This window comes from Variovorax sp. M-6 (assembly GCF_052114385.1).
Lineage (GTDB): Bacteria > Pseudomonadota > Gammaproteobacteria > Burkholderiales > Burkholderiaceae_C > Variovorax.
The window spans coordinates 71,598-96,375 of sequence record NZ_JBFREQ010000022.1 but is presented as its reverse complement, the minus strand read 5'-3'; the positions used below and the strand labels follow the sequence as shown (position 1 = coordinate 96,375).

Sequence of the window (24,778 nt, the reverse complement as noted above, 5' to 3'; positions counted from 1 at the left end):
TCAGGCAGCGGCCAGGCGGGCCGAGGCCCAGTCCGACTTGAGGCGGCGTTCGCGGTCGGCGCTCTGCCAGTAGCCGTCGGTGTTGCCGGACTCGCCGATGCCGTCGATCGACGGCGGTCCGGTGAGCGCGCCGGCCTGCGCGGCGTCGATGAGCATGGGGGCGCCTTCGCCGGCCTGCGTGCTTTCGATGGCCTTCACCAGCATTCGGCGGTAGGCGATGATGCCCTTGTCGGTGCTGCCCAGGTGCTCGCGCGTGCGATCCTGGATCGGGCCCTGCGACTCGACGGCCCACTGGTCGTGCACGTTGATGTCGTCGCCCATGCCGGTGTAGGTCTCGGTCAGTTGCTCGTCGATGCTGTAGCCGTAGTTGTTGCGCTTGTTCTTGCGCGAGGTGTAGTCGGGCAGCTCGTAGAGCTTGAGCCGCTGGTCGCGCATCTGCTGCTTGTCGACCGGGCCGGTGAAGCTGGTGAAGATCGCATACCAGTAGCAGTGCGTGTCGTCGACCGGCACATGCCATTGCGAGATGGTCATCTCGGCGCTCATCGGGATCACGAAGGCCTGCGGGAACACCACGTTGGTCACGCGCACGTGGGTCTGGGTTTCCGAGAGCTTGCGCAGCGCGGTCAGGCGCATGCCGTAGTCGGTCGGGTCGACGCTGATCTCCGGGCGGTCGTACTCGCGCAGCACCTTGGTGATCGGCATGTCGGAGTCGGCCGAGGCGCCGCGGAACTGCTTGCCGTAGCTTTCCGACGTGTCCGCGTCCTCGAAGAAGCGGTGCAGGTACGAGGCGTGCGCGGGGTCGATGCCGACCTCCAGCGCCTGCAGCCAGTTGCACTCGAACAGGCCCTTGAAGGCGAAGGTGTGCGAGTCGGGCGCCACGAAGCAGTCGAACTCGGGGAACGCGGGCGGCTCGCCTTCGCCGATGTAGGCGAACACGGTGCCGGCGCGCTCGACCACCGGATAGGCGGCCTGCTTGATGCGGCTGCAGAGCTTGCTGCCGGCAGGCTCGGCCGGGGTCTCCAGGCAGTTGCCCTTGGCGTCGAACAGCCAGCCGTGGAAGGGGCAGCGCAGGCCGCCGTCCTCGAGGCGGCCGAAGGCCAGGTCGGCGCCGCGGTGCGGGCAGTCGCGGTCGAGCATGCCCAGCTGGCCCTTCTCGTCGCGGAACAGGACGAAGTGCTGCCCCATCAATTGCACCGGCTTGACCGGGCGCGGTCCGGCGAGTTCGTCGGCGAGCGCCACCGGTTGCCAGTAGCGGCGCAGCAGCGCGCCCGCCGGAGTGCCGGGGCCGACCCGGGTGATGAAATCGTTTTGTTCAGCGCTGATCATGGGTGCTCCATCGAGGGGGTGACAGTTGGAAACATGCACTGCATGCAATTGCATACATTGTCTAAGCTGTCTTTGTCCAAGGTCAATTGTTTTCGGTGAGGATTGCATGGTAGCGGCCTGAATCAAAGGGTTAACACCTACTTCATGGCGCGCCAGTTCGGTGCATTCGACTCAAGTGAATGCATCATTCTTTCGATGCATGCAACAACCGGACCAGCTGGCGACGCTTGTGTGCAATGGCCAGCGTTCTCCTTAGAATCGAGCCATCCCTTCGCTTTGCCGACCCAGATGGACTCCCAACAATCCCGTGTGCTGGTTCAACTCCGCGACCTGATACTCAAGGGTGAATTCGTGCCCGGAGAACGGCTGGCGGAGATCCCGCTGGCGGAAAAACTCGGTGCCTCGCGCACGCCCGTGCGGCTGGCGCTGACCAGCCTGGAGCACGAGGGCCTGATCGAGCAGTCGCCCAGCGGCGGCTACCAGATGCGCCGCTTCACCTCGCAGGAGATCGCCGATGCGATCCGCGTGCGCGGCGTGATCGAGGGCTTTGCCGCCCGCCTGCTGGCCGAGGACGGCGCTTCGCGCCAGTTGCTGCGCGACCTGCACGAGTGCCTCGACGATGGCGACAAGGCGGTCAACAAGGCCGACATGGGCTTGGACGACTACGCGGCCTATGTCGAGATGAACGACCGCTTCCACAAGCTCATCATGCAAGGCTGCGGCAACGTCGCGCTGCAGCGCGTGATGGACATGCTCGACGGCCAGCCCTTCGCGTCGCCGAGCGCGATGCTGCCGATGCAGTCGTCGATGGAAGAAGGGCACCAGTGGATGAAGCAGGCCCATCGCACGCACCACGCGATGGTGCAGGCCATCGAGCGCGGCCAGGGTTCGCGCGCGCAGGCGCTGGGCGAGGAGCACGTGGAGATCGCGCGCATGAATCTCGAGTACGCGCTCGAGCGGCCCGAACTCGCCGCCGAGCTGATGCCGGGGATGCGGCTGGTGGCGGGCAAGGCCCGGACCTAGTCGCGGGTTCTGGCTAGGCTAGTTCTGGCAACTGTTGCGTCCGGCGCTGCAGTTCCTGAGTGCCTTGTCGAGCCGCGGGCGGCAGTTCTTCTCCGAGGCGGTCTTGCAGAACTGGTAGTCGGCCTTGGCCGTCTGCTTGCACGTGCTGTATTGGAGTTCGCACCGGGTCTGGCTGCCGCCATCGCCCTGGGCAGATGCGAAGCTCGCCACGGCAGCGAGGATCCATGCGACGGAGGTGAGCGCGATCTTTTTCATGGAGATGCTTTCCTCGGGAGCGGGACTGCATCTTAGATCCGGCGGTCGAGCGCGCACTTGCCGGTTTTCCCCCTGCGTTCGAGACCTTTTTCACGAATGGCGCGATCACTTTGATACAACTTGTTTCAAGCAGACCCTGCGCCCCTAGGATCGCCGAAACACCGAAAGCGACCCATGCCCTTCCTGGTTCAGCACGTGGCCCGAACGATCGTCGTGTTCAGCATCTGTGCGGCAAGCGCGGTGGCATCCGCCGAGATCCATCGCTGCAAGGATGAACGCGGCCAGACGGTCCTGTCCGACCGGCCGTGCGGCTCGGCGTTCTCCGGCCAGCCGCTGCAGTCGGGCGCGCACGGCAGCGGTGCCGATCGACTTGCGGTGCCGGACATGCACACCGTGCGGGTGCGGGGCGGGGGCGGGCAGTACGACTTCATACCGGCCCATCGTTCGATCGAGCGCCGCTCGGAGAAGCAGGCGCTGAGGTAGCGCGGCCAGCGTCGGATCGCGTTCGGCTGCCGCGCTTCCCGGCTCAGGGCACGGCGGCGACCGAAGTCGCGGCCTGCGCGGCCACCCGGCGTAGCAGTTCCGTCAACGCCCGCGCCTGCGATGGCGCGCTGTCGGCATCGCCCGGGATGTCGTAGCTGAACTCGCCGCCGTGCAGCAGCCGCGGCGCGCGGTCCGTGCTCCACAGCGAGATGCGCGCCGTCGCCTTGAGGCGCTGTTCGCTGCGCACGTAGTCCATGCGGCTCAGCACCACCTGCAGCGAAAGTGCGGGCGACTGCTCGCTGCAACTGGCCTCGCACAGGCGCCAGCCGGGCAGGCGCTCGCCCAACGCGGCGCTGAACTCGCGCGCGACCCCGATCTCGATGCGCTCGGCCCAGAAGGTGTCGGGCCACTCGCCCAGCGTGCTGGCCTCGGCCCGGTAGCGCACGCGGCGCGCGACCAGGTATTCCGGAATTTCGGGCCGGCCCACGGCCAGCACGCGGACGGTGGCCGGCGCGGAAGCAGCGACCGGTGCCGACACGGCCGGCGGCAGCGTCAGCAGCACCGGCGCCGGCGTCGAGGCGCAAGCCACCAGCGTCGCCGCCAGCGCGGCGCCCAGCGGCCAGGCCGCCCATCGGATCGGTGCATTCATTGGCGTGGGTTCCCGAAGATGATGGCGTTGGGCCTTTCCTCGAGCTGCTCGCTCAAGGAGCGCAGGCTGCGCGCCGCTTGTGAAAGATCCTTGATCGCGGATTCGAAATCGCCGCGCAGCGGCGCGCCGGGCGCCGCGACGTCCGCCAGCCGTTCCATCGCGAGCTTGGCGGTTTCCGAGGCCTGCCGGGCGCCGACCAGGGTGCGCTGCAATTCCGGCTGGGCCGCGAGCACCGTCTGGCGCGAGCTGTCGGCCAGCTGCGTGATCGATCGCAGCGTGGTCTCCGAGCTGCCCTGCAGCTGGCGGATGGCCTCGGTCGCGGCCGCCAGCGTCTTGCGCGAATCGGCACCGGTCAGCTGCAGTTCCTTCGCGGCGCCTGCCAGTACGCCCTGGGCGCCGTCGAGCGCGCGCTGCACCGACACCAGCGTCGTGCTCAGCTCCTGCACCGCCTGGCGCATGTCCGCCACCGTGTCGTGCAGCGGCAGGTTGGCGACCTGGTCGATCAGGGCCCCGAACCGGTCAGCCACCGCCGGGATCTCGGGCGCGCCGGGGCCGCCCACCAGGACGGCCGGCGTGTTGGGCAGGAAGTCGAGCTCGATCGCCTTCTGGCCGGTCACGATGCTCTGCGAAGCCAGCCGGGCGCGCAGCCCGCGCTGCACCAGGTCCGGCAGGTCGAGGGCCTTGCCCTCGGTGACATGGGTCAGGCGCAGCGCCGAGGGCTGCAGCCGGAGCGAGACCGGGACCGTGGTCTTCAGCGAAGCGGCGTCCATCTGGATGCCGATGTCCGTCACCTGCCCGATTGCGACGCCGCGGAAGGTCACGGGCGCGCCGACCGACAGTCCGCTCACATTGCCCTGGTAGTACACGCGGGCCTTCTGCTGGCGGGTGAACAGGTCGTTGCCGCCGAGCCAGAGGATGGCGGCGATGGCGATGGCGAAGGCGGCGACGACGAAGCCGCCGATCAGCAGGGCGTTGCGTTTCATGGGGTTGCCTTGGCGGTGGAGGCAGGTGCGGCCGCGGGCGGCACCTCCCGATGGAGAAAGGCATGCACCGTCGGATGCACATCCTGACGGGCCAGTTCGCGCGGGCAGCCGTGCGCGATCGGCTGCTTGCTGTCGGCATCGAGGAAGATGCCGTCGTCGGCGATCGCGAACAGGCTCGGCAGCTCGTGGCTCACGAAGACCACGGCCGCGCCGGTGCGGTGCCGGATGTCGAGGATCAGGTCGTCGAGCCGGCGCGAGCTGATCGGGTCCAGGCCGGCCGAGGGCTCGTCGAGGAACAGCAGCGGGGGCTCGGCGGCAATGGCGCGCGCGAGGCCGGCGCGCTTCTTCATGCCGCCGCTCAGCGACGACGGATAGAAGCCCGCGAACTCGCCCAGCTCGACCCATTCGAGCACCTCGCGCGCCTTGGCTTCGCGCTGCTTCGCATCGAGCCGGGTCTGTCGCGTGAGCGGCAGGCAGACGTTTTCGAGCACCGTCATCGACGACCACAGCGCGGCACTCTGGAACAGCATGCCGAAGCGCGAGCGCAGCGCGCTGCGCTGCGCATCGTCGCTGGCCCAGAAGTCGACGCCGTCGTAGGTCACGGTGCCGGCCGCCGGCGGCAGCAGGCCCACCAGGTGCTTGAGCAGCGTGCTCTTGCCGCAGCCGCTGCCGCCCATGACGGCGAAGATGCAGCCCTTCTCGACCGTGAGCGACACGTCTTTCTGGATCAGCCGGTCGCCGAACTGCATGACGAGGTGGTCCACCGCGAGCAGGCTCATGTCGATGGGGCGCCGCAGGCGCTTCGGGGGTGCTTCATATGTCCAGCGCATTGGCGCACAGGGCGAAGATGGCGTCGAGCACGATGATGCCGACGATGCTGGTCACCACCGCGCCGGTGGTCGCCACCCCGACGCCGGCCGCGTTGCGCTTGGCGCGCAGGCCGTAGTAGCAGCCGACCATGCCGACCAGGGCGCCGAAGGTCAGCGACTTGCCCATGCCCAGGCCCAGGTGGGTCCAGGTCAGCGCCTCGGCCGTGCGCTGCATGTAGGCGGTGCCCGACACGTCGAGCATGGCGACCGACACGATCATGCCGCCCAGCAGCCCCGCCAGGCAGGCGAACACGTAGAGCAGGGGCATCATCAGCAGCAGCGAGGCGACGCGCGGCAGCACCAGGAAGTCGACCGCGGTCAGGCCCAGCACCTCGAGCGCATCGACCTCCTCGTTGGCCTGCATGGTCGCGATCTCGGCGGCGAATGCGGCGCCGGTGCGCCCGGCGATGACCACGGCCGTGATGATGGCCGCCATCTCGCGCGCGACCGCGATGCCCACCAGGTCGGCGACGAAGATGCCGGCGCCGAACTTGGCGAGCTGCACCGCGCCCACGAACGCGAGGATCGCGCCCACCAGCAGGTTCACGACCAGGACGATCGGCACCGCCCTGGCGCTGCAGTCGGCCAGGACGCGCCCGAGGTCCTCGGGGCGGAAGGTCCAGCCGCCGCGCAGCGCGGCACCGGCGGACAGCAGCACCTCGCCGAGGAAGTGCACGGGCCGCTCGAGCGGGGCGGCGGCCGACCGCAGCAGCGCGCCGATGCCTGGCGCCGTGCCCCTGGCGTCGCTCAAGCGAACCCCAGGCCGGCGACGCGCGCGGGCATCCCGTGGTTCTTTCGCGCTGGCTGCGCAACGGGAGTCTGGCGATCGAAAGGGGTGTGCGGGATCATTCGGCAGGCAGGGATGATCCGCCGATGGTAGCGAATGGATCGCCGGGCCGCGAGAGGCGGCGGCCGCGCGGCCGGTTCAGGCTACCACTCGCCGACTTCGCGCAGGCGCTGATCGGGCTCCAGCCGCTCGAGGCGCTGGCGGGCCAGCTGTTCGCGGCGCCGATCGGTCCCGACCAGCGTGCCCAGCTTGCGCGAGAGCGCCTCGGCAATGGAACGCCGCGCCGTGGGCTTCGGCGTGCGGCCGGCGCGGATCGAGCGGATGCGGCTGTTCATGGCGAATTCCTTGGGGTGGGCCTCGATCTTCCCCAACAATGGCGTCAGGCGCGTGACGGCCGGCGGACGAAGGCACGGGATCGTGCATATCGCACACCGGACGTTGCGCTCGGATGACAACGCACCACCGCGGCCTGCGCCTCGGAACCCGGATTGACCCTGCACGCCATCATGACCCAGCCCTTTCCAGAGCCCACACCGCCATCGACGCCCGCCACGCTCTCCGCGCGCGACCTCGAACTGCTGCGCCTCGCGATCAGCCTCTCGGCCGAATCCCGCGCCCGGGGCCGCCACCCTTTCGCCGCGCTCGTGGCCGACGCCGACGGCCAGGTCGTGACGACGGCCGGCAACAACTCGATGCCCCCCGAAGGCGACCCGACCCAGCACGCCGAGCTGGTGGCCGCGGCCCAGGCGGCGCGCAAGCTCACGCCCGGGCAGCTCGCCGGCTGTACGCTGTACACCAGCGCCGAGCCCTGCTGCATGTGCGCCGGCGCGGTGTACTGGACCGGCATCGGCCGCGTGGTCTATGCGCTGTCGGAGCACGCGCTGCTCGGGCTCACGGGCGACCATCCGGAGAACCCCACCTTTTCCCTGCCGTGCCGCGAGGTGTTCGCGCGCGGGCAGCGGCGCGTCGAGGTGGTTGGCCCGCTGCTGGAGGAAGAGGCCGCGGCGCCGCATCGCGATTTCTGGCACGGCGGCGCCTGACGCGGCCGTCGCCCGGGACGAAGACCTACCAGCGCTCCATGTAGGGCCGCAGGTCGAGCTCGAAGGTCCAGGCGTCGCGCGGCTGCGTGTGCAGGTGCCAGTAGTTGTCGGCGATGTGGGCGGGGTTCAGGATGCCGTCCTGGTCCTTCAGCGCGTAGCGCTCGGGAAAGCCGGTGCGGATGAACTCGGTGTCGATCGCGCCGTCGACCACCACGTGCGCCACATGGATGTTGCGGGGCCCGAGTTCGCGCGCCATGCTTTGCGCCAGGGCGCGCAGCGCATGCTTGGCGCCGGCGAAGGCGGCGAAGTTGGCGGCGCCGCGCAGGCCCGCGGTGGCGCCCGTGAAGAGGATGGTGCCGCGGCCGCGGACGACCATGCGCTTGGCCACCTCGCGGCCGTTGAGGAAGCCGCCGAAGCAGGCCATCTCCCAGACCTTGAAGTACTTGCGCGCGGTTTCCTCGAGGATGCTGCACGGCACGTTGGCGCCGATGTTGAAGACCATCACCTCGATCGGGCCGTGCGCGTTCTCGACCTGTTCGACGAGCGCGATCACGTCCTCTTCCTTGCGAGCGTCGCTGCCGTAGCCGAAGGCCTGGCCGCCGCTCGCGCGGATGGCCTCGACCGTCGGCTGCAGTTTGTCGGCCGAGCGCCGCGTGAGGCAGGCGATGTAGCCTTCCCTGGCGAAGCGCGCCGCGATGGCGCCGCCCGTCGCGTCCCCGGCGCCGATCACCAGCGCGACTTTTCCCTGAGCTTGCGATTGCGCCATGGAGGCCCCTTTCGATGGATGGATGGCGTTCGAATGTAGATCCGCAAACCCGGAGCTGCCGCTCAGCTCGCGGGGCCCTTGACCAGCGTCATCGCCGACGTGATCAGCGTCGACACCTCGGTCATGTGGCTGGGCACGATCAGCGTCGTCTTCGACTTGTCGGCCACCTTGCCGTAGGCCTGGAGCGCTTCCTCGGCGACCTTGAGCTGCACCGCCGAATGGCCGCCGGGCTTCTCGATGGCCTCGGCGATGCGGGCGATGGCGCCCGCGGTGGCTTCGGCCACGGCGCTGATCGCGGCGGCCTCGCCCTGCGCCTTGTTCACGACCGCCTGCTTCTCGCCTTCCGAGCGGGCGATCGCGGCTTCGCGCTCGCCGGTGGCGATGTTGATCTGCTCCTGGCGGCGCCCTTCGGAGGCCGCGATCAGGGCGCGCTTCTCGCGCTCGGCCGTGATCTGCGACTGCATCGCGTGCAGGATCTCCTTCGGCGGCGTCAGGTCCTTGATCTCGTAGCGCAGCACCTTCACGCCCCAGTTGAGCGCCGCCTCGTCGATCGCGGCCACGACCTGGGCGTTGATGATGTCGCGCTCCTCGAAGGTCTTGTCGAGTTCGAGCTTGCCGATCACGCTGCGCAGCGAGGTCTGGGCCAGCTGCGTGACGGCGACGATGTAGTTCGACGAGCCGTAGCTGGCGCGCATCGGATCGGTGACCTGGAAGTACAGGATGCCGTCGACCGTGAGCTGGGTGTTGTCGCGCGTGATGCAGACCTGGCTCGGAACGTCGAGCGGCACTTCCTTGAGGCTGTGCCGGTAGGCCACGCGGTCGATGAAGGGCACCAGGAAGTTGGCACCGGGCAGCAGCGTGGCGTTGTACTTGCCCATCCGCTCGACCACCCAGGCGTGCTGCTGCGGGACGAACTTGACGGCTCTGGCGACGAACAGTATCGCGACGACGAGGAGAACGATCGAAATTTCCATGAAGACTTTCAGTTGGTAATGGGGGACGCCTTGTTCGCGGCGCTTCAGCCGATGAACTCGACGACGAGGAAGTTGCCCTGCACGTCGACGATGCGATGGAGTCCGGGCACCGTGGTCGCGCCGGCCACGGGCTTGACCTGCCAGGTGGCGCCGCGGTAGCGGACCTCGGCCGTGCGGCCTTCGGTCCAGGCCGGGACCGTGACCTGTTCGCCGACGTCGATCTGCACGTCCACCAGCCGGGCCTTCGGGCGCCGCGACGAGCGCAGGTACCAGCCGCCGACGAAGGCCACGCAGGCGACCGCGGCGCAGACGATCTGCGTCGGGGTGGCGGCGCCGAGGTGCGCGGCAATTGCACCGACCGCGAAGCCGATCGCGATCAGCAGGGCGTAGATGGTGCCGGTGACGAGCTCGAGCGCGACCAGCGCGAAGGTCATCAACCACCAAACAGAGGGGGCTGTCATGTCTGTCCTTTTCACACTCCGGCAGGGGGCCGAGGTGCTTCGAGGATAGCCGTCCCTTCGATGCCCTTCCACGGGTGCCGGGGAATCCGGCGCGATGCCGCTGCCGGGGCGGCCCCGCCGGCTGCGCTACACTGCGCGCCGCTTGCAGCTTGCGTCGCATGCTGCGCCGCCATAGGCAACATGGCGAAACCATCCATAGGAAATTTGAAGTGAACCGTATCGAACTGGTCGAGAAGATCGCCACCGCCCACAACGTCAGCAAGGCCGAAGCCGCGCGCATCCTGGAAACCGTCACCGGTTCCATCGTCGCCGCCGTGAAGAAGGGCGAGCCGGTCCAGCTGATCGGCTTCGGCACCTTCAAGCAAGTGGCACGCGCTGCCCGTACCGGCTTCAACCCCCAGGCTGGCGCCGCGATCAAGATCGCAGCCCAGAAGGTGCCGAAGTTCGTGGCGGGCGCCGCATTCAAGGCTGCCGTCGACCCCAAGGCCGCCAAGCGCAAGGCCGAGAAGGCTGCTGCGAAGCCGGTTGCCAAGAAGGCCGCCCCCGCCAAGAAGGCCGCTGCTGCTCCGGCCAAGAAGGCACGCAAGTAAGCCTGGCGTCCAGCAAGAAGAACGGCCCCTCGGGGCCGTTTTTTTTTGAGGCCGAGTACCTCGAGGCCTGAGCGGAAACTCAGTCGCCTTCGTGCAGCAGGCCGAGCAGCCGGTCGAGCCCGCCTTCGTCGATCGCCAGCATGGCAGCCTCGCGCACCTTGGGCTTCGCGTGGTAGGCCACCGACAGCCCGGCCGCGCGCATCATCGGCAGGTCGTTCGCGCCGTCGCCCACGGCGATGGCCTGGGCCGGCGAGATGTCCATCGCGCGGCAGCATTCGAGCAGCTTGTCCTTCTTGGCTTCACCGTCGCAGATGTCGCCCCAGGGCTGGCGCAGCATGCGCCCCGTCAGCCGGCCGGATTCGATCTCCAGCATGTTGGAGCGCGAGTCGTCCAGCTGCAGCCGCTCTCGCAGGCGGTCGGTGAAGAAGGTGAAGCCGCCGCTCAGCAGAACGACGCGCAGGCCGGCCTTCTTGCAGGCGTCGATCAGCGTCTCGGCGCCGGGATTCAGGTGCAGGCGCTGGTCGTACACGGCCTGCAGCGCCGACAGCGGCACGCCGCGCAGCAGGGCCACGCGCCGTCGCAGGCTGTCCTTGTAGTCGGTGATCTCGCCGCGCATCGTGGCTTCGGTGATGGCCGCGACCTCGGGGCCGAAGCCCGCGATGTCGGCGATCTCGTCGATCGTCTCGATGTCGATCAGCGTCGAGTCCATGTCGAAGGCGATCAGCTTGAAGTCCGACAGTCGCAGGGAAGGAAGAGGGGGCATGGTGTTCATCACGTGGGGCTTTCCGCGTTCCAGTGCTGCGTGCCGAGCCAGTCGACGAACTGCCGCGCCAGCGCGGCCACCGGCCCTTCGGTGCGGTACAGCGCGTAGACGCCGGAGGCCGGCAGGCGGGGGTCGGGAAACACCAGGCGCAGCCGGTCGGCGCGGATGTCTTCTTCGAGCAGGCACCAGGGTGCCAGCGTGAGCCCCAGGTCGTTCATGGCCGCCTGCATGCAAAGAAACTGGTGATCGAACACGGGGCCCGGCAGCTGGGGCGGCACGTGCACGCCGGCCAGCTCGAACCAGCGCGGCCAGTTCTCCAGCCCGCCCGTCGCCTGCAGCAGCGGGTGGCCCAGGCAGTCGGCAATGCTGGCGATGCGGTGCCGCTCGATGAAGCGCGGTGACGCCACGGCCACGAGGTGGTCGTCCAGGCAGCGCACGCAGGTGTGGTCGGGGCGTTGCATGGGAATGCGGCGGATCAGCACGTCGTTGCCGGCCTCGGCCTGATCGAAGAACTGGCGGCCCAGGGTCGACAACTGCACGTCGGTCTGCGGCGCGAGAGCCTGGAACCCGGCCAGCCGCGGAATGAGCCATTTCATCGCCAGCGACGGCGTGGTGCACACGCGCAGGCTGCTGCGCTGGTGGGGTGACTTCAGCGCCGCCGTGGCGCCGGCGATGCGGTCCAGGCTGGCCTGCACCTCGGCGAAGTAGTCGCGCGCATGCGGCAGCAGCGTCGCGCCGCGGGCCTCGCGCGCGAACAGCGGCTGGCCCAGGTAATCCTCCAGCAGGCGGATCTGCTGGCTGACGGCGCTGTGCGTGATGCTGAGTTCGTCGGCGGCCGCGGTGAAGTTGGCATGGCGCGCCGCCGCCTCGAAAGCGCGCAGCGCTTTCAAGGGGGGGAGGCGTCGGGTCACCACATCCGTACCTTGGCGAGCGGGCTTGTCTTCCTCATGTTTTTCGTGTTCGTTTGCGTGCCGCCCGGGGGTCGGAGGCCGGCGGGCATGGTAGACCGGGAAGCCTGCAGAAAAACTAACCGGTCGCCTTAAAAAATACGGCTGGTGGCGCGCAGGGGGCGCACCTAGCATCGCGTTTCCTTCCACCCTGAACAAGAGACATGGCTTCCATCACCATCGACAACGTCGTGAAGCAGTTCGCCAACCAGACGGTGCTGCAGAACCTGTCGCTGCATGTGCCGGATGGCGCCTTCTACACCCTGCTGGGCCCCAGCGGCTGCGGCAAGACGACCCTGCTGCGCTGCATCGCGGGCTTCAACGAGCCCGACGGCGGCCGCATCCTGTTCGACCAGGACGACGTGACGCGCGTGTCCACCCACCACCGCGACATCGGCATGGTGTTCCAGGACTACGCGCTGTTCCCCGACAAGACGGCCTTCGACAACGTGGCCTACGGCCTGCGCGCGCGCAAGGTGCCCAAGGCCGAGATCGCCCGGCGCGTCAACGAGGCGCTGGACAAGGTGAGCCTGCTGGCACTGGCCGACCGCTACCCGGCGCAGATGAGCGGCGGCCAGCGCCAGCGCGTCGCGCTGGCCCGCGCGCTGGTGATCCGCCCGCGCGTGCTGCTGATGGACGAGCCGCTGTCCAACCTCGACGCGAAGATGCGCCTGCAGATGCGCGACGTGATCCTGGACCTGGTGCGCGAGGCCGGCATCACCACCGTGTTCGTCACGCACGACCAGGAAGAGGCGCTGGCCATGTCGGACCGCATCGCCATCATGGACCGCGGCAGCATCGCGCAGCTGGGCACGCCCGAAGAGCTGTACGGCACGCCGGTGAACGCCTACGTGGCGGACTTCATCGGCTCGGCCAACGTGATTCCCGTGCCGGCCGAGTCCACCGGGAGAGCCTCGTCGCACGTGCGCTACCAGCTGTGCGGCCAGCAGCTCGACGGCATGCAGGGCGGCGCCTCGCTGGGCGCGCAGGGCATCCTCATCGCGCGCCCCGAGGCGCTGTCGCTGATGGCGTCCGCGCCCCATGTGCCCAACGCCATCGTGGGCGAGGTGCTGCGCCGCCAGTACCTGGGCTTCAAGACCGCCTACCGCATCCGGCTGCACGACAACTCGGAGATCCGTGTCGAGCTGCATGCCGGCAACATGGTGGCCGACTTCCAGGCGGGCGATGCGGTGCAGGTGCTCGTGCCGGCCGACAGCCGCGTCGTCGCCGCCTGAACGGACGCACGCCATGAAAATCAATTGGTGGCCCTGGGGTTTCCTGACCCTGCTGAGCCTGTTGCTGCTGCTGTTCTTTGTGTTCTTTCCACTGGGCACGCTGTTCGTCAACAGCGTGCGCGACGAGTCGGGCGCGTTCTCGCTGTCCGGCTTCGTCACGCTGCTTCAGGACAGCGAATACCTGCTCGCGTTTCGCAACACGCTGGTGCTCGGCGTGTCGGTCACGGCCTGCACCGTGGCCGTGGGCGTGCCCTTCGCCTACATGGTGGCGCGCTGCGACTTCCCGCTGAAGAACCTGGTGGCCGTGCTGCCGATCATGACCATCGTGATCCCCGAGATCATCGTCGGCCAGTCGTGGCTGCTGCTGCTCGGCAACAACGGGCTGGTGACCAACCTGCTCTCGGACGCGGGCATCACGCTGCCGACGTTCTACGGCTGGACCGGCATGGTGTTCTCCATGACCTTGGTCTACTACACCTACATCTACCTGGGCGTGCTGGCCGCGCTGCGCGGCTTCGACGGGCAGCTGGAAGAAGCCGGCCTGAGCCTGGGCACCTCGCCGCTGGTGACCAAGCTGCGCGTGCTGGTGCCGGTGATCCTGCCCGCGGTGCTGGTGAATGCGCTGGTGGTCTTCACGCTGGTGGTGGGCAACTTCGCGCTGTCCGTGGTGCTGGGCAGCAGCGTGCCGCTGCTGTCGGTCATGACGTACAACGCCTTCGTCGGCGAGATGGGCGGCAGCGCGACGCTGCAAAGCGCGATGTCGGTGGTGTCCATCGGCATCGTGGCCATCGTGTTGTTCTTCCAGAAGCGCGTGGTCGAACGCAAGATCTACACGATGACGCAGGGCCGCGCGCCGGCGGTGGTTCGCGTGCGCTCGGGCGCGGCGGTGCTCTACACGCTCAGCGTGGGCGTGATCATCGTGCTGTCGATGCTGCCGCTGCTCATCGTCTTCGTGGGCGCCTTCACCGAAACCAGCGGGCCCGTGATGCGCTGGGGCCAGTGGTCGCTGTCGAGCCTGGAGCGCGCGCTGCGCGGTGCGCCCGAGCCGATCATCAACTCGCTGAAGTTCGCATCGATGGCGACGGTGGTGGGCGTGGCCTTCGCGGTGCTCGTGAGCTACCTGACGATCAAGAAGCGCAACCCCTTCACCCAGCTGCTGGACTACATCGTGGTGCTCCCGCTGACCATCTCGGGCACGGTGCTGGGCATTGCGCTGGTGCAGACCTTCAACACCGGCTGGCTGGTGCTGGCGGGCACCTCGGGGATCATGGTGCTGTGCTACACGGTGCGCCGCCTGCCCTTCGCGGTGCGCAACGCGTCGTCGACGCTGTTCAACATCTCGGACTCCATCGAAGAGGCGTCGATCAGCCTGGGCGTGTCGCCGCTGAAGACCTTCTTCAAGGTGCTGCTGCCGGCCATGAAGGCCTCGATCATCTCGGCCGCCATCCTGATGTGGGTGACGACGATTTCGGAGCTGTCGGCCTCCATCGTGGTCTACACGGGCGGCCTGGAGACCATGCCCATCGCCATCTTCCGCCAGGTCGACGGCGGCCGGCTCGGCCTCGCCTCGGCGTACGGCGCGGCGCTGGTCAGCGTGATCCTGCTGCCCATCGTGGTGGCGATCAAGGTGTTCCGCGTCAATCTGTTTTCCAGCAAATAACCAACTCACTTCAACCTGCGAGGCTTTCATGTCCTTCAAGTCCCTGGCGAAATGCGCGATTGCGATCCTGGCCCTCACGGCGGGCGTCGCGGGTGCGCAGACGGTGGTGCTCTACTCGTCCAACAACACCGAAACCGTCGAGACCGCGCTGGCCGTGGTCAAGAAGAAGACGCCCGGGCTCACGGTGCAGCAGGTCACCGGTGGCACAGGCACGCTGATGAAACGCATCCAGGCCGAGGCCAAGAACCCGCGCGGCGACGTGCTGTGGAGCGGTGGCTTCGGCACGCTGGGCGCCTACAAGGACCAGATGGCGCCGTACAGGTCGCCCGACCTCGCGGCTGTGCCCGCGGCGTTCCGCGGCCCGAACGACCTGTGGGTCGGCACCAACGTGCACGTCATGGTGATGATGGTCAACGAGCGCCAGCTCAAGGGCATGGCCGCGCCCAAGACCTGGTCGGACCTGATGCGCCCCGAGTGGAAGGGCAAGTTCGCCATCACCGACCCGAGCAAGAGCGCCACGGCCTACATGCTGGTGTATGGCCTGCTCAAGCAGTTCGGCCGCGACGGCCTCGAAAAGCTGACGGCCAACGCGGTCATCACCGCGTCGTCGGGCAGCACCTACAAGGGCGTGGCCGCCGGCGAGTACCCGGTGGGCCTGACCATCGAGTACGCGGCGCAGGAGTATGTCGCGGGCGGCCAGAAGGAGATCAAGCTGGTCTACCCCACCGAAGGCAGCTACCTGGCGCCCGAAGGCATGTTCATCGTGAAGGGCGCGAAGAACCTGGACGCTGCCGTCGCGCTCTACAACGGACTGCTGAGCAAGGAGACGCAGCAGGAACTGCTGGTGAAGAACTTCCGCCGTCCGGTGCGCAGCGACATCGCGGTGTCCAAGCTGACCTCGTTGCCCGACCTGAGCGCCATCAAGATCTTCCCGCTCGACCAGGAGGCGGCATCGGCGGAGTACGAGCAACTCGTGGCCCTGTGGAACCTGGCGGTGAAGGCGCGGTGACGGGCGCGGCGAAGGCGCATTCGACGCCGGTCAGCGCCTTCGATCTTTTCAAGATCGGCATCGGCCCCTCGAGTTCGCACACGGTCGGGCCGATGATCGCGGCGCGGCAGTTCGCCTGCCTGCTGCAATCGCGAGGCCTGCTGCCGCAGGTGGCCGCGCTGGTGACACAGCTGTACGGCTCGCTGAGCGCCACCGGCCGCGGCCACGGCACGGACCGCGCCGTGCTGCTCGGGCTCGAAGGCCATCGGCCGGACCGGATCGACCCCGACACCATCGAGCCCGCCGTCGCGGCCATCCGGCAGGAGCGGCGGCTGCGGTTGCTCGGCAGGCACGCCGTGGCGTTCGACGAGAAGGAGCACCTGCTCTTCCTGCGCAAGAGTCTGCCGCAGCACCCGAACGGCCTGCGCTTCATCGCACTGGACGCGCAGGGGCAGGCCCTCGCCGAGGCGGATTACTTTTCGGTGGGCGGCGGCTTCGTCGTCGATGCGCAGAGCGAGAGCGTGCGCAACGAAGCCGGCGTGCAGCGTCCGGCGCCCGCCGCCTTGCCCTTTGCCTTCGATACCGGGGCGGAGCTGCTGGCGCAATGCCGGGCGCAGGGCCTGTCGATCGCCGCGCTGATGATGGCCAACGAAACGCAATGGCGGCCACAGGCCGAGGTGCGATCGCAGCTGCTGCAGGTGTGGGACGCCATGGCCGGCGCCGTGCGCCGCGGCTGCGCCAGCACCGGCACCCTGCCCGGGCGCATGCAGGTGCGGCGGCGCGCGGCCGACCTGTTCGGGCAGCTGCAGGGCAGCCGCACGGCGCAGGCCGCGCCGGACCCGCTCGCGGCGATGGACTGGGTCAACCTGTACGCCATGGCCGTCAACGAAGAGAACGCGGCCGGCGGGCGCGTGGTCACCGCGCCCACCAACGGCGCGGCGGGCGTGATCCCGGCCGTGCTGCACTACCACCAGCGCTTCTTTCCCGGCGCGGGCGACGAGGCGGTGGTCGAGTTTCTGCTCACCGCGGCCGCCATCGGCATCCTCTACAAGAAGAACGGCTCGCTCTCGGGCGCCGAGGTCGGCTGCCAGGGCGAGGTCGGCGTGGCCTGCTCGATGGCGGCGGGCGCGCTCGCCGCGGTGATGGGCGGCACGCCGGGCCAGGTCGAGAACGCCGCCGAGATCGGCATGGAGCACAACCTGGGCATGACCTGCGACCCCGTCAGCGGGCTGGTTCAGATCCCGTGCATCGAGCGCAACGCGATGGGCGCGGTGAAGGCCATCAACGCGGCGCGCATGGCCTTGCGCGGCGACGGCTCGCACTTCGTGTCGCTCGACAAGGTCATCAAGACCATGATGCAGACCGGCGCGGACATGAAAACCAAGTACAAGGAAACCTCCCGCGGCGGCCTCGCCGTCAACATCGTCGAGTGCTGACCGCCCGCGCGGTCGCTTCAACCAGGCGCCTGCCGCTGATTGATGCACCGGGAGATATTCGCCATTCCTGGTGCATCAGCTAGACAATGCCGTTTTGTCAGCCAGCGCGGCGCAGCAGCCGCAGGCCGTTGGCCACCACCAGCAGGCTCGCGCCCATGTCCGCGAACACCGCCATCCACATGGTCGCCGCGCCGAACACGGCCAGCACGAAGAAGACCAGCTTGATCGCCAGCGCCAGGCCGATGTTCTGCCACAGCACCGCGTGGGTGCGGCGCGACAGGCGGATCGTCTCGGCGATGCGGCCGAGGTTGTCGTTCATGATCACCACGTCGGCCGCCTCCATCGCGGTGTCGGTGCCCGCCGCGCCCATCGCGAAGCCGATGTCGGCCTGGGCCAGGGCCGGCGCGTCGTTGATGCCGTCGCCGGCCATCGCGGTCGGGCCGTAGCGCTGCCGCATGTCCTGGATGGCGCGCAGCTTCTCTTCCGGCAGCAGGCCGCCGCGCGCGTCGTCGATGCCGGCCTCGCGGGCCACGGCCTGCGCGGTCGCCTGGTTGTCTCCGCTCAGCATCACGGGCGCCACGCCCAGGCGCTTGAGCTGCGCGATGGCCTCGATCGAGCTGGGCTTGATCGTGTCGGCCACCGCGAACAGGGCCAGCACGCCGCGCTCGTCGGCGAGCAGCGTGACGGTGCGGCCTTGCGCCTCGAGAGCGCCGAGTTCGGCCTCGAGCGCGGGATCGGCCTGCTGGCGCTCCCTGATGAGCCGATGGTTGCCCAGCACCAGCCGCTGGCCGTCGACCACGCCCTCGACGCCGCGCCCCAGCAGCGCCCGGAAGTCGTCCGCCTCGAGGGCCGGGTCCGGCAGGCCGGCCGCGATGGCTTGCGACACCGGATGGTCGGAGCGCGCCGCCAGGCTCTTGGCCAGCCGGCCTGCCCGGGCCTGGTCGGCCTGGCCCCAAGGCTGGAACGCCACCAGTTTCGGCTTGCCCTCGGTGAGGGTGCCGGTCTTGTCGACGGCCACCGCCTTCAGCAGGCGCGCGTTCTCGAGGTAGGTGCCGCCCTTGATCAGGATGCCGCGCCGCGCGGCCGATGCCAGGCCGCTCACGACGCTGACCGGCGTCGAGATCACCAGCGCGCAGGGGCAGGCGATCACCAGCAGCACCAGCGCCTTGTAGAGCGCGGCCAGCCAGGGCCAGCCCAGCAGCAGCGGCGGCAGCAGCGCGACCGCCACGGCCAGCGCGAACACCGCCGGCGTGTAGATCGCCGCGAAGCGATCGACGAAACGCTGGGTCGGCGCCCGGGTGCCCTGGGCTTCCTCGACCGCGTGGATGATGCGCGCCAGCGTGGTGTCGCTGGCGGCCGCGGTGACGCGGAACTCGATCTCGCCGGCCTGGTTGATGGTGCCTGCGAAGACCGCGTCGCCCGGACTCTTGTCGACCGGAATGCTCTCGCCGGTGACCGGCGACTGGTCGATGCTGCTGTGGCCCCGCGTGACGATGCCGTCCAGCGCCACCCGCTCGCCGGGCTTGACGCGGGCGATCGTGCCGAGGGCGATCTCGCTCGCCTTGACGCGCAGCCACGCGCCGCCGTCCTGCCGCACCTCGGCCTCGGCCGGTGCCAGGTCGACCAGGCCCTTGATCGCGTTGCGGGCCCGGTCGACTGCCCGGGCCTCGATCAGCTCGGCGATGGCGTACAGCGCCATCACCATGGCGGCCTCCGGCCACTGGCCGATCAGGAAGGCGCCGGTCACGGCCACCGACATCAGCGCGTTGATGTTGAGCCGGGCATGCCGCAGCGCCGCCAGGCCTTTGGCATAGGTCTCGAGGCCGGCGAGCGCGATGGCCAGTGCGGCGATGGCCATCCCTGCGACCTTCCAGCCCAGGGTGTCCGGCGCGAAGTACGACACCCCTTCGGCCACGATCGCGAAGCCCAGGGCGGCCGCGAAGCGCAGGTAGCCGCTGCCGCCGTGGTGGCCGTGCGCATGGTCGTGCGGCGGCGCGCCGGCTGCGTCCGGCGAAGGGCCGGCGCCGACCGGCTCCGGCACGAAGCCGGCCTTGCGGATGGCCGCCAGCGCCTTCGTCAGCGCGTCGTCGGCGCCGTCGATCCTCAGGGTTCGCTGGCCGAGCTGGAAGTGCAGCCCGCGGATGCCCGCGATCGGCTCGACCGCGCGGCGGATCTCCGACTCCTCGGCGCTGCAGTCCATGGTCGGGATGCGGTAGGTGTTGGGCGCGCCCGGCCCGATCGGCAGGGGCGCGGCGGCCGCATGGTCGGCCGCGCAGCAGGACGCGGGGGGAGGATGGGCTGGCGCGCGGATGCCGGCGTTCGAGGTTTCAGGGGTGTTTCTTGCCATGAAGCCATTGGAAACCCTGAAGTAACTTCAAGGTCAAGCCGCGCCGGAGGAGGACGGATGTCGAGCAGGTCGGCGCGCCTCAGGCCACGTCCGCCGTGGCTCTGCGTTCCGGCAGGCCCGCCGCGCCGCCCGTCCGCAGGAAGTCGTCGCTGTGCAGGCAGACCGCCACCGCCGGATTCTCGCGGTACCGGGCCGTGGCCATCGCATCGATGGCGTCCGCGTTGCGCGCATAGGCCAGCACCAGGTCGGCGTCGCGGTCCTCGGGCGCCTGGAAGCGCGCCTGCAGCGCCTCTTCGTCGATGCGGGCAATGATGCGGGCGCCGTCGTGGCCGTCGGGGTAGATGGCGAACTGCACGCTGCCGGTCGCCGGATGAAAGATCGCTTCTGAAGCCATGATGGCGCTGTTGACTCGTAACTCGTTGTGGAAGTATCGCGCTTCGGGTGACATCGCGATACAAGCCCTATGGTCTAGCCTTACAGCAAGATGCGGACCATTTCACGGCGGCCGTCACAAATTGAGCTCTGTGCGAGCTTCAGGCCTCGCCGAGCATCCCGCGCTCTTCGATGAAGGCCACCACCTCGGCGAGGCCGGTGCGTGTCTTGAGATTGGTCATCACGAAGGGCCGCTGCTTGCGCATGCGTTTTGTGTCCGCCTCCATCACGCCGAGGTCGGCGCCGACGTAGGGCGCGAGGTCGGTCTTGTTGATCACGAACAGGTCGCTCTTGGTGATGCCGGGGCCGCCCTTGCGCGGGATCTTCTCGCCGGCCGCGACGTCGATCACGTAGATCGTCAGGTCGGAGAGCTCGGGGCTGAAGGTGGCCGCCAGGTTGTCGCCGCCCGATTCCACGAACACCACGTCGGCATCGGGAAACTGGACCAGCATGCGGTCGATTGCCTCGAGGTTGATCGAGGCGTCCTCGCGGATCGCGGTGTGCGGGCAGCCGCCGGTCTCCACGCCCATGATGCGCTCGGCCGGCAGCGCGCCGGCCACCGTCAGCAGGCGCTGGTCTTCCTTGGTGTAGATGTCGTTGGTGATCGCGATCAGGTCGTACTTGTCGCGCATGGCCTTGCACAGCATCTCGAGCAGCGTGGTCTTGCCGGAGCCGACCGGGCCGCCGATGCCGACCCGCAGCGGCGGCAGCTTCTTGGTGCGGTGCGGGATGTGGTGGAGTGCGGTGGACATGGGCGTGCTCAGCTTCTGAAAAGACGGGAATATTGGGTTTCGTGGCGGGCAGAAAGAATCGCCAGCATCGGGGCGAAGGCCTGGCGCTCATCATCCGCGAGGGCGAGCGCCCGTTCGACCGCCAGGGGGATTTCCGCCGCCAGCCGGCCGAGCATGCGCTGGCCCGCGCTCTGGCCCAGCGGCACCGCCTTGACCGCCGCGCTCACCATGTTCTCGGCCCAGCCGAAGGCGAAGGCCAGGCAGGCGTCGCGCGCCGGTGCCTCGGTGCGGGCGGCGGCGAAGGCGAAGGCGATCGGGTAGCTCGCGGGCAGCGCCTCGAACAGGCCCGCTGCGTCGGCGTGATGCAGCTTGAGCCATTCGGCGAAGGAGCGGCCCATCTGCTCGGTCTGCAGCAGGAACTCGGCCGATTCGCGGGTCTGGAACACCCAGTCGTTGAGCGCGCGCAGGCGTGCCATGTCGCCTTCGCGCCAGGCGGGAATCGCCTGTGCGACCACCGCGAGGTCGGCGCGCGCCAGGCTCAGGTGGAGCTGGTCGGCCAGCCAGCCGGCGGCCGCTTCCTCGGTGCCGAGTCCGGCCCATTCGATGCCGGCTTCGAGGCCTTCGGAATAGGAAAAGCCGCCCACGGGAAGGGCCGGCGATGCCAGCCAGATCAGCTGCAGCAGGCTGGCGGCGGACAGGGCGGCCGGCGCGTCATTCATCCGTGCGAATGGTGAGGGTCGTAGTCGTGGTCATGGCCGCCGTGCGCATGCGAACCCGCATAGGCATCCGGATGCAGCACCGGCCCGACCGGCGCGGCGCCGTGCGAATGCCCATGGCCGCCGCCGTTCGCCCCGTAGGCGCCGCCTTCGGGCTCGAAGGCGTCCTCGGCTTCGCGCACGATCAGGTGCATCGAGCGCAGCATGCCCGCCAGCACATGGTCGGGCTCGATTTTCAGGTGATCGGGCTTGAGCTCGATCGGCACGTGCCGGTTGCCCAGGTGGTAGGCCGCGCGCATCAGGTCGAAGGGCGTGCCGTGTTCGCTGCAGTGCGTGATCACCAGCACCGGCTGCGCCGCGGCGATGACCTTGACCAGCGAGCCGTCCTCGGCCACCAGCACGTCGCCGCCGCGCACGGCGGTGCCGCGCGGCAGGAACACGCCAAGCTGGCGGCCTTGCGAATCGGTGGTGTCGAAGCGGCTCTTCTGGCGCACGTCCCAGTCGAGTTCGACGGTGGCGGCGCGCTTGAGCAGGACGGCCGCGAGGCCGCCGCCCTGGGGCATGAGTTTGTTGGCGGTGAGCATCTGTGCTTGCGGTACTTGATGGGGATGCATTAATATAACGCTTGTTATAACTTCGAATCAACGGAGCATTCGATGTCCGCGCTCAAACTGACCCAGATCGGCAATTCGGTGGGAGTGATCCTGCCCAAGGAAATCTTGGCGAAGATGAATCTGGAGAAGGGTGACACGATCTACATGACGGAGGCCGCGAACGGCGGCTTCAGACTCTCGCCGTATGACGATGAGTTCGAACGCCAAATGGAAGCCGCGCGCCGAATCATGAAAAAACGGCGCAATGTTCTGCGCGAACTGGCCAAGTGACGGCCGCCAACCCGCAATGGGTCTGGCTCAGCGTCAGCATGATCCATGCGGCCCACGAGGAGCAACTGGTCGAGCACGGAGGCCCCGCTGGCGTACGTGACGAGGGGCTGCTTGCTTCTGCCATGGCCCGGCCGCAGCACCGGGCGTTGTACGAGTCGCCGGACGCCGCGACCCTCGCGGCGAGCTATGCATTCGGCATCGCCCGCAACCATCCGTTCGTCGATGGCAACAAGAGGACGGCCTTCGTTGCCCTGGAAGTCTTTCTGGACCTCAACGGGCTCGAGCTCGATGCCACGGATGAAGACTGCGTTCTTGCGACGCTCCGGCTTGCAGCGGGCCAGCTCGACGAAGCGGCGCTTGCGCAGTGGATCCGCGACCGCCTCGCGTTCCGGCGTGACTGACATTCAGAACAGAAAATACCGCTGCGTCATCGGCAGCGAAACCGCAGGATCGCACACCAGCAACTGCCCGTCGGCGCGCACCGCGTAGGTCTGCGCATCGATCTCCATCGTCGGCGTGTAGGCGTTGTGCACCATGTGCTGCTTGCGCACGCCGCGCACATGCTTCACCGCGCTGAGATTCTTGGCGAGCCCGTAGCGGCCGCCGATGCCGGCGGCCAAGCCGGCCTGCGAGACGAAGGTCAGCGAGCTTTTTGCGAGTGATCCTCCATAGGCGCCGAACATCGGCCGGTAGTGCACCGGCTGCGGCGTCGGGATCGAGGCGTTGGGGTCGCCCATCGCGGCCATGGCGATGGTGCCGCCCTTGATGATCGTGAACGGCTTGACGCCGAAGAAGGCCGGCTTCCAGACCACCAGGTCGGCCCACTTGCCGACCTCGATGCTGCCGACCTCGTGCGCGATCCCGTGCGCGAGCGCCGGGTTGATCGTGTACTTGGCGACGTAACGCTTGGCGCGGAAGTTGTCGTTGCGCCCGGCGTCCTCGGGCAGCTTGCCGCGCTGGGCCTTCATCTTGTGGGCGGTCTGCCAGCAGCGGATGACGATCTCGCCGACCCGGCCCATGGCCTGGCTGTCGGAGCTGAACATGCTGATCGCGCCGAGGTCGTGCAGGATGTCCTCGGCCGCGATGGTCTCCTTGCGGATCCGGCTCTCGGCGAAGGCCAGGTCCTCGGGGATGCCGGCGTCGAGGTGATGGCACACCATCAGCATGTCGACATGCTCGTCGAGCGTGTTCACCGTGTAGGGCATGGTCGGGTTGGTCGACGAGGGCAGGAAGTTGGCTTCGCCCACCACGCGCAGGATGTCCGGCGCATGGCCGCCGCCCGCGCCCTCGGTGTGGAAGGCGCAGATCCCGCGGCCCTTGACGGCCGCGATCGTGTTCTCGACGAAGCCCGATTCGTTGAGCGTGTCGCTGTGGATCGCGACCTGCGTGTCGGTGGCATCGGCGACGTCCAGGCAGTTGCTGATCGCCGCCGGCGTGGTGCCCCAGTCCTCGTGCAGTTTGAGGCCGATCACGCCGGCGTCGATCTGCTCGTGCAGCGCGGCCGGCAGGCTGGCGTTGCCCTTGCCCAGGAAGCCGAGGTTCATCGGGAAGGCGTCGGCCGCCTGCAGCATGCGCTCGATGTGCCAGGGGCCCGGCGTCGCGGTGGTCGCGAAGGTGCCGGTCGCGGGGCCGGTGCCGCCGCCGAGCATGGTCGTCACGCCCGAGGCCAGCGCCTCCTCGATCTGCTGCGGGCAGATGAAGTGGATGTGGCTGTCGATGCCGCCCGCGGTGACGATGTTGCCTTCGCAGCTGATGACCTCGGTGCCCGGGCCGATGACGATGTCGACGCCCGATTGCACGTCGGGATTGCCGGCCTTGCCGATGGCCACGATGCGGCCGTCCTTCAAGCCGATGTCGGCCTTCACGATGCCCCAGTGGTCGAGGATCAGCGCATTGGTCATCACCGTGTCGACCGCGCCTTCGGCGCGCGTGCGCTGGCCTTGCGCCATCCCGTCTCGGATGGTCTTGCCGCCGCCGAACTTGACCTCTTCGCCGTATCCGCCGGCGTGCAGCGTGTAGTCCTCCTCGACCTCGATCACCAGGTCGGTGTCGGCGAGGCGGACGCGGTCGCCCACGGTGGGGCCGAAGATTTCGGCGTAGGCACGCCGTCCGATGGTTGCCATTTACAGTTTTCCTTGCACCAGGCCGCGGAAGCCGTAGATCACGCGGTCACCCGAAAAATCCACCAGCTCGACCGTGCGTTGCTGCCCGGGCTCGAAGCGCACGGCGGTGCCCGATGCGATGTTCAGCCGCATGCCGCGCGCGGCCTCGCGGTCGAAACCGAGTGCACCGTTGGTCTCGGCGAAGTGGTAGTGCGAGCCGACCTGGATCGGCCGGTCGGCGGTGTTCCGCACCACCAGCGTGATGGCGCGCCGGCCGGGGTTGAGGACGTGCTCGCCCTCGTCGGTGATGAGTTCGCCCGGGATCATCGAA

Annotated in this window: 29 protein-coding genes; 10 read left to right on the top strand and 19 right to left on the bottom strand. The window is 68.6% G+C overall.

Features of this window, described 5'->3' with window-relative positions:
• Positions 1–1,326, bottom strand: a complete 1,326-nt coding sequence (locus tag AB4Z46_RS22850; RefSeq protein WP_442285830.1) for an aromatic ring-hydroxylating dioxygenase subunit alpha — start codon at positions 1,324–1,326, stop codon at positions 1–3.
• Between the two features lie 288 nt (positions 1,327–1,614).
• Here AB4Z46_RS22850 and AB4Z46_RS22845 point away from each other — a divergent pair, with 288 nt between their 5' ends.
• Positions 1,615–2,349 carry a GntR family transcriptional regulator gene (locus tag AB4Z46_RS22845; protein WP_442285829.1) on the top strand — a complete coding sequence of 245 codons (735 nt, stop codon included), beginning with the start codon at positions 1,615–1,617 and terminating at the stop codon, positions 2,347–2,349.
• A gap of 18 nt (positions 2,350–2,367) precedes the next feature.
• Here AB4Z46_RS22845 and AB4Z46_RS22840 read toward each other — a convergent pair whose 3' ends face one another.
• Positions 2,368–2,604, bottom strand: coding sequence for a hypothetical protein (locus tag AB4Z46_RS22840; protein WP_442285828.1), 237 nt, complete (start codon positions 2,602–2,604; stop codon positions 2,368–2,370).
• Positions 2,605–2,778: 174 nt separating this feature from the next.
• Between AB4Z46_RS22840 and AB4Z46_RS22835 the strand changes: the two genes are divergently transcribed.
• Positions 2,779–3,087 carry a DUF4124 domain-containing protein gene (locus AB4Z46_RS22835; protein ID WP_442285827.1) on the top strand — a complete coding sequence of 103 codons (309 nt, stop codon included), beginning with the start codon at positions 2,779–2,781 and terminating at the stop codon, positions 3,085–3,087.
• A gap of 43 nt (positions 3,088–3,130) precedes the next feature.
• On the opposite strand, the gene AB4Z46_RS22830 is transcribed toward AB4Z46_RS22835, so the two are convergent.
• From AB4Z46_RS22830 to AB4Z46_RS22810, 5 genes are all read right to left on the bottom strand, one after another.
• Positions 3,131–3,736 (bottom strand): PqiC family protein, encoded by a 606-nt coding sequence (locus AB4Z46_RS22830; protein ID WP_442285826.1) that lies wholly within the window; start codon positions 3,734–3,736, stop codon positions 3,131–3,133.
• On the bottom strand, positions 3,733–4,719 hold the full coding sequence (locus AB4Z46_RS22825; protein WP_442285825.1) for an MlaD family protein: 987 nt from the start codon (positions 4,717–4,719) through the stop codon (positions 3,733–3,735). Before AB4Z46_RS22825 ends, AB4Z46_RS22830 begins: the two co-directional genes overlap by 4 nt.
• Positions 4,716–5,498: an ABC transporter ATP-binding protein gene (locus tag AB4Z46_RS22820; protein WP_442285824.1), complete on the bottom strand. Its 783-nt coding sequence runs from the start codon at positions 5,496–5,498 to the stop codon at positions 4,716–4,718. The genes AB4Z46_RS22825 and AB4Z46_RS22820 overlap by 4 nt, the downstream gene beginning before the upstream one ends.
• Before the next feature lie 34 nt (positions 5,499–5,532).
• Positions 5,533–6,339, bottom strand: a complete 807-nt coding sequence (locus AB4Z46_RS22815; RefSeq protein ID WP_442285823.1) for an MlaE family ABC transporter permease — start codon at positions 6,337–6,339, stop codon at positions 5,533–5,535.
• Positions 6,340–6,518: 179 nt separating this feature from the next.
• Entirely contained in the window at positions 6,519–6,710 is a 192-nt protein-coding gene (locus tag AB4Z46_RS22810) for a hypothetical protein (protein ID WP_442285822.1), read from the bottom strand.
• A gap of 171 nt (positions 6,711–6,881) precedes the next feature.
• On the opposite strand from AB4Z46_RS22810, the gene AB4Z46_RS22805 reads away from it, so the two are divergent.
• A complete protein-coding gene (locus AB4Z46_RS22805; protein WP_442285862.1) occupies positions 6,882–7,415 on the top strand; it encodes a nucleoside deaminase in 534 nt (177 codons plus the stop codon).
• A 25-nt stretch (positions 7,416–7,440) separates the two neighbouring features.
• Here AB4Z46_RS22805 and AB4Z46_RS22800 read toward each other — a convergent pair whose 3' ends face one another.
• The 3 genes from AB4Z46_RS22800 to AB4Z46_RS22790 all read right to left on the bottom strand — a co-directional run bounded on the left by AB4Z46_RS22800 (position 7,441) and on the right by AB4Z46_RS22790 (position 9,616).
• On the bottom strand, positions 7,441–8,181 hold the full coding sequence (locus AB4Z46_RS22800; protein WP_442285821.1) for an SDR family oxidoreductase: 741 nt from the start codon (positions 8,179–8,181) through the stop codon (positions 7,441–7,443).
• 62 nt (positions 8,182–8,243) lie between these two features.
• Positions 8,244–9,155 carry an SPFH domain-containing protein gene (locus AB4Z46_RS22795; protein WP_442285820.1) on the bottom strand — a complete coding sequence of 304 codons (912 nt, stop codon included), beginning with the start codon at positions 9,153–9,155 and terminating at the stop codon, positions 8,244–8,246.
• Between the two features lie 44 nt (positions 9,156–9,199).
• Complete coding sequence (locus tag AB4Z46_RS22790; RefSeq protein WP_442285819.1) at positions 9,200–9,616, bottom strand: NfeD family protein; 417 nt, start codon at positions 9,614–9,616, stop codon at positions 9,200–9,202.
• Between the two features lie 158 nt (positions 9,617–9,774).
• On the opposite strand from AB4Z46_RS22790, the gene AB4Z46_RS22785 reads away from it, so the two are divergent.
• Positions 9,775–10,206 carry an HU family DNA-binding protein gene (locus tag AB4Z46_RS22785; RefSeq protein ID WP_442285861.1) on the top strand — a complete coding sequence of 144 codons (432 nt, stop codon included), beginning with the start codon at positions 9,775–9,777 and terminating at the stop codon, positions 10,204–10,206.
• A gap of 79 nt (positions 10,207–10,285) precedes the next feature.
• On the opposite strand, the gene serB is transcribed toward AB4Z46_RS22785, so the two are convergent.
• Both serB and AB4Z46_RS22775 read right to left on the bottom strand, forming a co-directional pair.
• Positions 10,286–10,969 (bottom strand): phosphoserine phosphatase SerB, encoded by a 684-nt coding sequence (gene serB / locus AB4Z46_RS22780; protein WP_442285818.1) that lies wholly within the window; start codon positions 10,967–10,969, stop codon positions 10,286–10,288.
• An 8-nt stretch (positions 10,970–10,977) separates the two neighbouring features.
• Positions 10,978–11,859, bottom strand: coding sequence for a LysR substrate-binding domain-containing protein (locus tag AB4Z46_RS22775; RefSeq protein WP_442285817.1), 882 nt, complete (start codon positions 11,857–11,859; stop codon positions 10,978–10,980).
• 221 nt (positions 11,860–12,080) lie between these two features.
• On the opposite strand from AB4Z46_RS22775, the gene AB4Z46_RS22770 reads away from it, so the two are divergent.
• Genes AB4Z46_RS22770 through AB4Z46_RS22755 form a run of 4 tightly spaced genes read left to right on the top strand, consistent with a single transcriptional unit; the run spans position 12,081 to position 17,235 of the window.
• Complete coding sequence (locus AB4Z46_RS22770) at positions 12,081–13,151, top strand: ABC transporter ATP-binding protein (RefSeq protein WP_442285816.1); 1,071 nt, start codon at positions 12,081–12,083, stop codon at positions 13,149–13,151.
• A 13-nt stretch (positions 13,152–13,164) separates the two neighbouring features.
• Positions 13,165–14,811 (top strand): ABC transporter permease, encoded by a 1,647-nt coding sequence (locus tag AB4Z46_RS22765; RefSeq protein ID WP_442285815.1) that lies wholly within the window; start codon positions 13,165–13,167, stop codon positions 14,809–14,811.
• A 28-nt stretch (positions 14,812–14,839) separates the two neighbouring features.
• Complete coding sequence (locus AB4Z46_RS22760) at positions 14,840–15,820, top strand: ABC transporter substrate-binding protein (protein WP_442285814.1); 981 nt, start codon at positions 14,840–14,842, stop codon at positions 15,818–15,820.
• Entirely contained in the window at positions 15,793–17,235 is a 1,443-nt protein-coding gene (locus AB4Z46_RS22755; RefSeq protein ID WP_442285813.1) for an L-serine ammonia-lyase, read from the top strand. Before AB4Z46_RS22760 ends, AB4Z46_RS22755 begins: the two co-directional genes overlap by 28 nt.
• A gap of 97 nt (positions 17,236–17,332) precedes the next feature.
• Here the strand turns inward: AB4Z46_RS22755 and AB4Z46_RS22750 are convergent, their stop codons facing one another.
• The 5 genes from AB4Z46_RS22750 to ureE all read right to left on the bottom strand — a co-directional run bounded on the left by AB4Z46_RS22750 (position 17,333) and on the right by ureE (position 22,045).
• On the bottom strand, positions 17,333–19,582 hold the full coding sequence (locus AB4Z46_RS22750) for a heavy metal translocating P-type ATPase (RefSeq protein WP_442285812.1): 2,250 nt from the start codon (positions 19,580–19,582) through the stop codon (positions 17,333–17,335).
• Positions 19,583–19,661: 79 nt separating this feature from the next.
• Positions 19,662–19,976 (bottom strand): hypothetical protein, encoded by a 315-nt coding sequence (locus tag AB4Z46_RS22745; protein ID WP_442285811.1) that lies wholly within the window; start codon positions 19,974–19,976, stop codon positions 19,662–19,664.
• Positions 19,977–20,115: 139 nt separating this feature from the next.
• Complete coding sequence (ureG, locus tag AB4Z46_RS22740; protein WP_442285810.1) at positions 20,116–20,766, bottom strand: urease accessory protein UreG; 651 nt, start codon at positions 20,764–20,766, stop codon at positions 20,116–20,118.
• A gap of 8 nt (positions 20,767–20,774) precedes the next feature.
• Positions 20,775–21,464 (bottom strand): urease accessory protein UreF, encoded by a 690-nt coding sequence (locus AB4Z46_RS22735; RefSeq protein ID WP_442285809.1) that lies wholly within the window; start codon positions 21,462–21,464, stop codon positions 20,775–20,777.
• Positions 21,461–22,045 carry an urease accessory protein UreE gene (gene ureE / locus AB4Z46_RS22730; protein WP_442285808.1) on the bottom strand — a complete coding sequence of 195 codons (585 nt, stop codon included), beginning with the start codon at positions 22,043–22,045 and terminating at the stop codon, positions 21,461–21,463. The genes AB4Z46_RS22735 and ureE overlap by 4 nt, the downstream gene beginning before the upstream one ends.
• 72 nt (positions 22,046–22,117) lie before the next feature.
• Between ureE and AB4Z46_RS22725 the strand changes: the two genes are divergently transcribed.
• Complete coding sequence (locus AB4Z46_RS22725) at positions 22,118–22,345, top strand: AbrB/MazE/SpoVT family DNA-binding domain-containing protein (protein ID WP_442285807.1); 228 nt, start codon at positions 22,118–22,120, stop codon at positions 22,343–22,345.
• Entirely contained in the window at positions 22,342–22,746 is a 405-nt protein-coding gene (locus AB4Z46_RS22720; protein ID WP_442285806.1) for a type II toxin-antitoxin system death-on-curing family toxin, read from the top strand. Before AB4Z46_RS22725 ends, AB4Z46_RS22720 begins: the two co-directional genes overlap by 4 nt.
• Positions 22,747–22,749: 3 nt before the next feature.
• Here the strand turns inward: AB4Z46_RS22720 and ureC are convergent, their stop codons facing one another.
• Complete coding sequence (gene ureC, locus AB4Z46_RS22715; RefSeq protein ID WP_442285805.1) at positions 22,750–24,468, bottom strand: urease subunit alpha; 1,719 nt, start codon at positions 24,466–24,468, stop codon at positions 22,750–22,752.
• On the bottom strand, positions 24,469–24,774 hold the full coding sequence (locus AB4Z46_RS22710; RefSeq protein WP_442285804.1) for an urease subunit beta: 306 nt from the start codon (positions 24,772–24,774) through the stop codon (positions 24,469–24,471).
• Between the last annotated feature and the right edge of the window lie 4 nt (positions 24,775–24,778).